Here is a 7061-nt window from a genome sequence, read left to right as displayed (position 1 = left end):
AGTGACAACCTTTTTCAGGGAAGTACAATCCGTATATTTTCTGGTATAGATATCGCTGGTACCATATACCAATCTTGTGGAATTGCGCATCGTCGCAAAAAGGTCATTGCCCGCCAAAATGACATTCAGGCGGTCGTGAAGAAAACTTCTACGCAAAGAGACGTCCACTCCTCCTTGTGCCATATAAAGCGGAAGTGCAGAATGGCCCTGCGTGTTCCAACTCATATCAAGATTAAGCGTCCAACCGCATGGTAGTGAAAACGCATTATTGAAAGAGCCCATGAATATCGGTTTGCTGTATGCCTTACCACCAATGGTCAGGAACTGCTTTCTCATACCAGCGTCCAACGTAGGATGCCACCATCCTATCGTTGGCGATGCCGTCAGTCCCACGTAACAAACCTGAGTATGATTCAAATTACGAAAGGTGTACATACTGATTAACTCATTGTCATGATACGGTTCTATCACCTGAAAGCAAGGATCTACAAGATAACGCCAATTGGCAAAAAACTGGAACCATTTATATCCCAGATTAATCCCTATGCCATGTTCGAAGGTTGACTTGAGCAATGGATTTCCACCCTGATAATAATAGCGACTATTATATTGCACGTTACTACTTAACTGACTATAGGAAGGACGACTCACCGTCACCTTATAAACCATATTCATTTTCACATTCCCGATAGGAAAGGTCAAGGACACATTCGGAAAGAAATGGTCGTACTTACGACTCTGATTGGGCACGAAATAATCCTTATTTTCCTCGCTCCAATAATCACCACCTGTATTATAGTAATTGGAAGAAACATGTTCGTATCTGAGGCCAGCATTCAGTTCTACCTTGTTCAGTCTCAATCCATAAGAAACAAAGGCTGCAAGATTACTTTCCTTCACCTGGTCGTCCGTCTTGCCTGGCAAGTCAGTTCCCTGTTCATCTATAGTATAAAGATTGGCACGGCAACTTTCGGTAAACTCATTACCAATCTTCAGGGTACCTTTCCATACCGGAAAGCTCAGTACCAGCTTAGATGCATACATCCAACTATCAGCCGTGAAATCAGATTCTATCGTACGAGAATCTCCGCCCTCCATTCCTGTTTCTTCAGAATATTGAGTCTGTCCTGTTTTACGAAGATATATTTCCCCATTCCATTCTATGCTCACCTTTCCTATCTGTCCGGCATAATAAGCCGTAATATCCTGCGTAGGTCGGCTTTTGAAACGACAATACATATCATTTGTATAGCTTTCTGTCTTGGAGCCATTTTTCCAGACATCCATCAGCGAATTCCATCCACCCCGACTATAAGGATTGATGTTCACCTCGTAAGTGGCACCCACGGAATGCTTATCATTAAAAACATAATTAAAACCAAGACTTCCACTGGTATAGTAACTCTTGTTTTTGATAATCATGTCTTCGTTGATATTCATGAGCGTCTTGCCGTAGAGTCTGTTATCATTATGCTGATCCTGATAGCCCTGAGACAAACCGCCATACAAATTGGAGAAGATATCCAATCCCCGATAGCGATAATTCAAATCGAGTACTTCACGATGATTGTCCTGATGATTGCGCTGATAGACCTGCCGATAAGTCAATCCCAGTCCTTCTCCCTTCTTTCTTGTCGTCTTGATTCTGATGACAGACTGATAGGTTGCATCGTATTCTGCACCCGGCTCGGTTATCACCTCCACATGTTTGATGTCAGAAGAACTCAATCTATCGAGGTCAATGGTTCCCTTGATTTTCTTGTTATCGATATAAATCAAAGGTTTACCTTTGCCCAAGACTTCTATTTCTCCATTCTTCTGCATCACTCTCGGAAGATGTTTCAATACATCTTCTGCCGAGCCCATTTTCTCCAAGGAGGTTCCTTCTACCTGAGCCACCAATCCTTCAGAAGTCATTCTGAAAGGCTGGCGATGTCCCTTCACTACAATTTTCTGCAGGTTCATTGTTGCCTCCTTCAGAGTTATCGTCCCTATCTTACCTATATTAAAGGTATTGCTTGCCGTAATATAGCCCACGCAACTTACTCTTACTATCGCCTTTGTGGCTCCACAGGGAATCACGAACTGGCCGTTCTCATTCGTCACGCCGCCATTTATCAATGAAGAGTCCCTAACATTCAGCAGGGCTACATTGGCGAAATCTATAGGGCGATTCTTATTGTCTATGATGCGGCCTATCATCTTGGTGGGAGTCTTCTGCGTACACTCCACCATGATATTATCCTCCACCTGCGTCATCCTGATGGGATAGAATCCTATCAGCTGCATGATGGCATCGGGAACGCTCTGGTTTCTGATGCTCTTGGTTACCCTGAAATCCTCCAGTTCATCATACACGAAGTTGATGGTGTACTTATGCTGGCGGGCATTCAAATCCTTCAACGCTGCAGAGAACGACACATTATTATATTGTCGGGTGATGCGCTGGGCTAATGCGGTTTGAAAAACAGCCACACAAGCACAAATCATAATCCATTTTTTCATATACATCAGTCTTTCTTTTTCTGTTACTTATTATCTATACAGTTGAGCCAAGCAAAAAACTAAGCAAAACATAGATTATTTTCGAAAAACCTGTGCAAAGGTACAAAAACAAATAGAGATATGCTAAACTTCTGCCTTTTTATTTCGTTAATATACTTATTTCAACCTCCCAAAAGAGAAAGTAACAGAGATAAAAGACATATCTATGTAAACAATATTCCAGGAAATACATATTCGCCTGAAATGCTAGAAAAACGGGGCATAAAAAGATTTAGAATTTTCCCTTAAGGAAAAATAAAAATATCCTTAAGAGAAAATATATTTTTCCTTAAGGGAAGGAACAAATCCCCTTAAAGGCTTTTTTTGATTACGCCACACCTGTAAAGATTCCATCACAAGACAAAATTTTAATCGGTCAAGCAAAGAGCAAACCAATATGGTTTTGCCTTCACTTGACCGATTGTCATATATTCATTGTTTATTAAGAGAGTTTCTTCCTAACAAAAACTACAAGCGGCTCCTTTCTTCATTGCCGGCTCCCGTACCCTTATACTTACTGCGCTTGGCATTGAAATTATACGTAACCTGCAAAGAGATGCTACGAGTATAGTTGTAGCAGTCTTTCATGGTACCCGAACCCTGTCCATACATCGTCCAACGTTCCTTTGTAGTCTTGAAGATGTCATTTGCAGAAAGATAAATGATCCATGTGCGATTGGCAAACGACTTGTCGAACCGCAGATCGACGCTGTAATTACTCTTCATCATAAGAAATCCATCTGCATTGGGGGTTTCTGCATTCAGGCTGATAGCCGCATTCATGGTTTCTGAAAGAACGAAATTATTGTCGAGCAAGCACAACAGCAAAGGTCTGCTTAATGCCTTGCTGGCACCATACTTCCTGGTATCGAAGAACTGCTGTTTATAATAGAATCCCCACCTAGGACGGAAGATGCCAAGCTTTGGCGAAACATTGACAGAAGCATAAAGCAGATGCTTATGGTCGAAATTCAACGACGTACTATAAGCAAATTCCTTTCCAGGATAGATATACTTGGTCCACTCTATCACATCCTTCAGATATTTATACCCTGCGGAAACATTCAGCCACTTATATGTCATCATTGCCTCAACATTGAACACCTTCTCCGGTTGCAAGGTAGGATTTCCGCCTTCATAAAGGAAACGGTTGTCAAACTGCATGAAGTTGCCTAACTGCCGATAACTTGGACGATTTATTTTCTCGTTGACATTCAACTGCCAATTCCAGTTACCTTTGTTCCATGATATGCTGAGGTTAGGAAAGAAGTTGCTGTATCTTCTGCTCACATCATCCTGCTTGACTCCACCAGAGAAATAGTTGCGAATGATATTCTCGTAACGCACACCAAGACCAATGGTCCACTTGCTGAGGGGCAGTTCATATTGTGCAAAGCCAGCAACATTCCTTTCATGGATATCCGTCTCTGTGGATGGCACCAACTGCTCTTCATTCAGGAACGTTCCATGAGAGTCGGTCTTCGACAGCTCTGTTCCTACAGACATATTTCCTTTCCACAAAGGAATATTCACAACCAACTTGCCTGCCCACATATCGCTATTCTGACGATTGCTTGAGTGTACCTCCTGATTGCCCAACTCCTTGCTGCTTTCAATACTCTCGTCATTACGTCTATTATTGACAGTATAGTATGTGCCATTGAAATCGATGCCTACCTGTCCTATCTTTCCCACATAATAGATTTCTGCCTCATGTGAACTAAGGTGAGGCTTTGCAACCTCATTCTGCTCAATGCTACCCTGTGCCACACCATTCAGAAATACATCCTGTTGGCTAGCACTATTCGTCCTGCCATTCAACATACCATAGTAGCGATAAGAGCCGCCAATGGAGTTGCTGTCGTTGAGCGAATAGTCGGCTGAGAGATATTCCGACAAGAAGCGGTGTTTGGTATCCGAATTAAAATGCTGGTCGTTGTGATAATGCTTGTCGGGCAAATTGATATCTGTTTTCAGGTGATTATCCTCACCAATATGATAGCCCCTCATCCATAAACTATTGGCTATCTCGAATTTCCTGGTCTGATACCGGGCGCTGACAAGCTCGTAATCCGACATCCATTTGTTGTATTTACCAAAAGCATCTGCACGCAAGCTGAACCCATTGGCATAGCGCTGTTTGGTGCGGATACGAATTACCGATTCTACCTCGGCATCATATTCTGCTCCAGGACTTGTAATCACGGAAATCGACTTGATGTTGTCGGGAGTGATGTTTACAATCTCATTATTGTCATTCACTCGCTTGTTGTTGATATAGACAATCGGTGTGCCTTTTCCAAACACGGATATCTTTTGCCCATCAACAGAGACACGGGGCAACAGATTCAGGACATCAAAAGTGTTTGCCATCTTAGAAAGCAAGGTATGCTCTACGGCAACCTCCACTCCTCCAGGCGACATTTTATACTGAGGTCTTTCACCCTTCACGACAACTCCCTTGATAATCATCGTTTCGGGCTGCAATTTGATGATTCCCATTTCCGGATTGCTGTATATACGGCTGATTGTCTTATAACCAACGTATGTGATACGGGCTAACACCTTCCGGGAATTACAAGGAATGACAAAACTTCCATTCTCATTGCTCACACCATGCCCTACGATTGTGGAATCAATGGGCGACAACAAGGTTATATTTGCATATTCGGCAGCATTGCCACTCTCATCTATAATACGTCCCTTATAACGAAGGGTTGTCTTCTGCGTACACTCCACCATGATATTATCCTCCACCTGCGTCATCCTGATGGGATAGAATCCTATCAGCTGCATGATGGCATCGGGAACGCTCTGGTTTCTGATGCTCTTGGTTACCCTGAAATCCTCCAGTTCATCATACACGAAGTTGATGGTGTACTTATGCTGGCGGGCATTCAAATCCTTCAACGCTGCAGAGAACGACACATTATTATATTGTCGGGTGATGCGCTGGGCATAAGACTGCTGAACCAAAAGCAACAGGAAGAGAAAAAGAAGCTCTCTGACAGGCTTGCCGCTAACGGGCATTGGTTTCCAAAAATCTCTCATAAATATATCCTCCTATCTTATTTCACCATCAATGTACCGTCAATATACTCTATCTGTATGCGGTCGAAAGCATTCAAAATCTCCAGGTTCTGCTCCAAAGTCTTCGTCTTGTTCCAGTTGAAGAAGAGACGGATGTGCTGGGCACCGGCATCCACATACTCCACCTTGACATGATAGAAACCGGATAGCTGAGCCAGAATGGTTCCCAATTCGGCATCATCAAACACCACCGGCTTCATATCAAGCGAATCCTTGTTCTCTGCTGTTACAGCACGAAGACTGTCATTCGTCAGCGCCTGGGTTGTTGCCAGCTGTTCTGTCGCAGCCTTGTTATCCGCTGTCTGATCAGAAGCCGGGAATCCCAACCAGCCATTGTGAATCGCAGCCAAGGCTACCCCCGAAAGGAAGATGATGCCGACGATGGATGCAGCAATCTTCATTCGGTTGCGATAAACGCTCTTGGATTTGCCGGCATCCATCGCCAACTTACCCTCGTGATGTGCCTGAACAAACTCCTTCCAAGCCCCATCCACATCCACCTCCTTCGGATTGGCTTTCTTGCCAGCCATTCTCGCCATCGCCAGTTCATGGAAGAACTCCTTCACTTCCTCATCGGCAAGCAGGCATTCCACCTGCTCGTCGGTATATTTCTCGGGATGCTCCTGCATGTCAAAGAGCATCATCCGCTTTTCGTCTTTACTCATGTTTGTCATTGTCTTGCTCATTTAAATTGTTTCTTAATCCAGTCCATCGCCTTCGAGAGATGGTTGAATACCGTCACCTTGCTCACTCCCACTTCATCAGCCACCTCCTGATAAGATTTCTCTTGAAGATAGCGCAGGCGGAAAATGAGTTGCCGGATAGGCGGTTCCAGGTCTTCGATGAGAAGCATCAGCCGGTCGAGCCGTTCGTCGGTCTCTTCCGAGAGAATCACGTCAGCATCATCCAGCAGCAGCTTCGCCACCCTTTCCTTCACGCTCTTATGAGCTATCAGGTTGAGACAGCGGTTGCGTACGCTCCGCATCAAGTAACCTTCCTCACTCCCAGGCACCAGAACCACATCATCGGCAAGAATCTGGGCGAATACTTCGCTCACCACATCCTTGCTCTCGTCATCATCCGAAAGAATGCATCTGGCCAGATTGTACATCTTCGCGTAATGCTGACGGAATAACTGTTCTATGTCCTTTTTTCTGTTCATATACTATCTATACAGTTGAGCCAAGCGAAAAACTAAGCAAAACATCAACTTTTTTGTTTTTTCCTTTAAATCCGAATCGAAATCACCAAGAATCTCCCCGGATTTGAATGCAAAAGTACACAATCTATCGGAGATAGAAGACAAATGGTAAGGATAAATCGATTTTCAGTTGATTTATTTGTTCATTCCAACATTTTTTAGTACTTTTGCCCACCAAATTACGAACAAGTAAATAAGATTGGTATAAAAATAGGTATTACCAAGA

The 7061-nt window shown here is 43.6% G+C and carries 4 protein-coding genes; all 4 read right to left on the bottom strand.

What is annotated here, in order from left to right:
• Positions 1 to 2505, bottom strand: a 2505-nt coding sequence (locus tag DW657_RS07355) for an outer membrane beta-barrel protein (protein WP_158577330.1), incomplete at its 3' end; no start/stop codon positions are given.
• Between the two features lie 507 nt (positions 2506 to 3012).
• Positions 3013 to 5595 (bottom strand): TonB-dependent receptor domain-containing protein, encoded by a 2583-nt coding sequence (locus tag DW657_RS07350; protein WP_233546656.1) that lies wholly within the window; start codon positions 5593 to 5595, stop codon positions 3013 to 3015.
• A gap of 17 nt (positions 5596 to 5612) precedes the next feature.
• Positions 5613 to 6320, bottom strand: a complete 708-nt coding sequence (locus DW657_RS07345; protein ID WP_118311981.1) for a DUF4974 domain-containing protein — start codon at positions 6318 to 6320, stop codon at positions 5613 to 5615.
• The gene (locus tag DW657_RS07340) at positions 6317 to 6796 is read right to left on the bottom strand and encodes a sigma-70 family RNA polymerase sigma factor (RefSeq protein WP_117663639.1); all 480 of its coding nucleotides are present in this window, start codon (positions 6794 to 6796) and stop codon (positions 6317 to 6319) included. The genes DW657_RS07345 and DW657_RS07340 overlap by 4 nt, the downstream gene beginning before the upstream one ends.
• Between the last annotated feature and the right edge of the window lie 265 nt (positions 6797 to 7061).

The sequence above is a fragment of the Prevotella sp. AM23-5 genome, assembly GCF_003473645.1.
Taxonomy (GTDB): domain Bacteria; phylum Bacteroidota; class Bacteroidia; order Bacteroidales; family Bacteroidaceae; genus Prevotella; species Prevotella copri_A.
This window is presented reverse-complemented; position numbering and strand designations above follow the sequence as displayed.

Bases quoted from the DNA above. Each gene is read 5' to 3' on its own strand.
- DW657_RS07350 (WP_233546656.1), bottom strand. From the start codon at position 5,595: ATGAGAGATTTTTGGAAACCAATGCCCGTTAGCGGCAAGCCTGTCAGA.
- DW657_RS07345 (WP_118311981.1), bottom strand. From the start codon at position 6,320: ATGAGCAAGACAATGACAAACATGAGTAAAGACGAAAAGCGGATGATG.
- DW657_RS07340 (WP_117663639.1), bottom strand. From the start codon at position 6,796: ATGAACAGAAAAAAGGACATAGAACAGTTATTCCGTCAGCATTACGCG.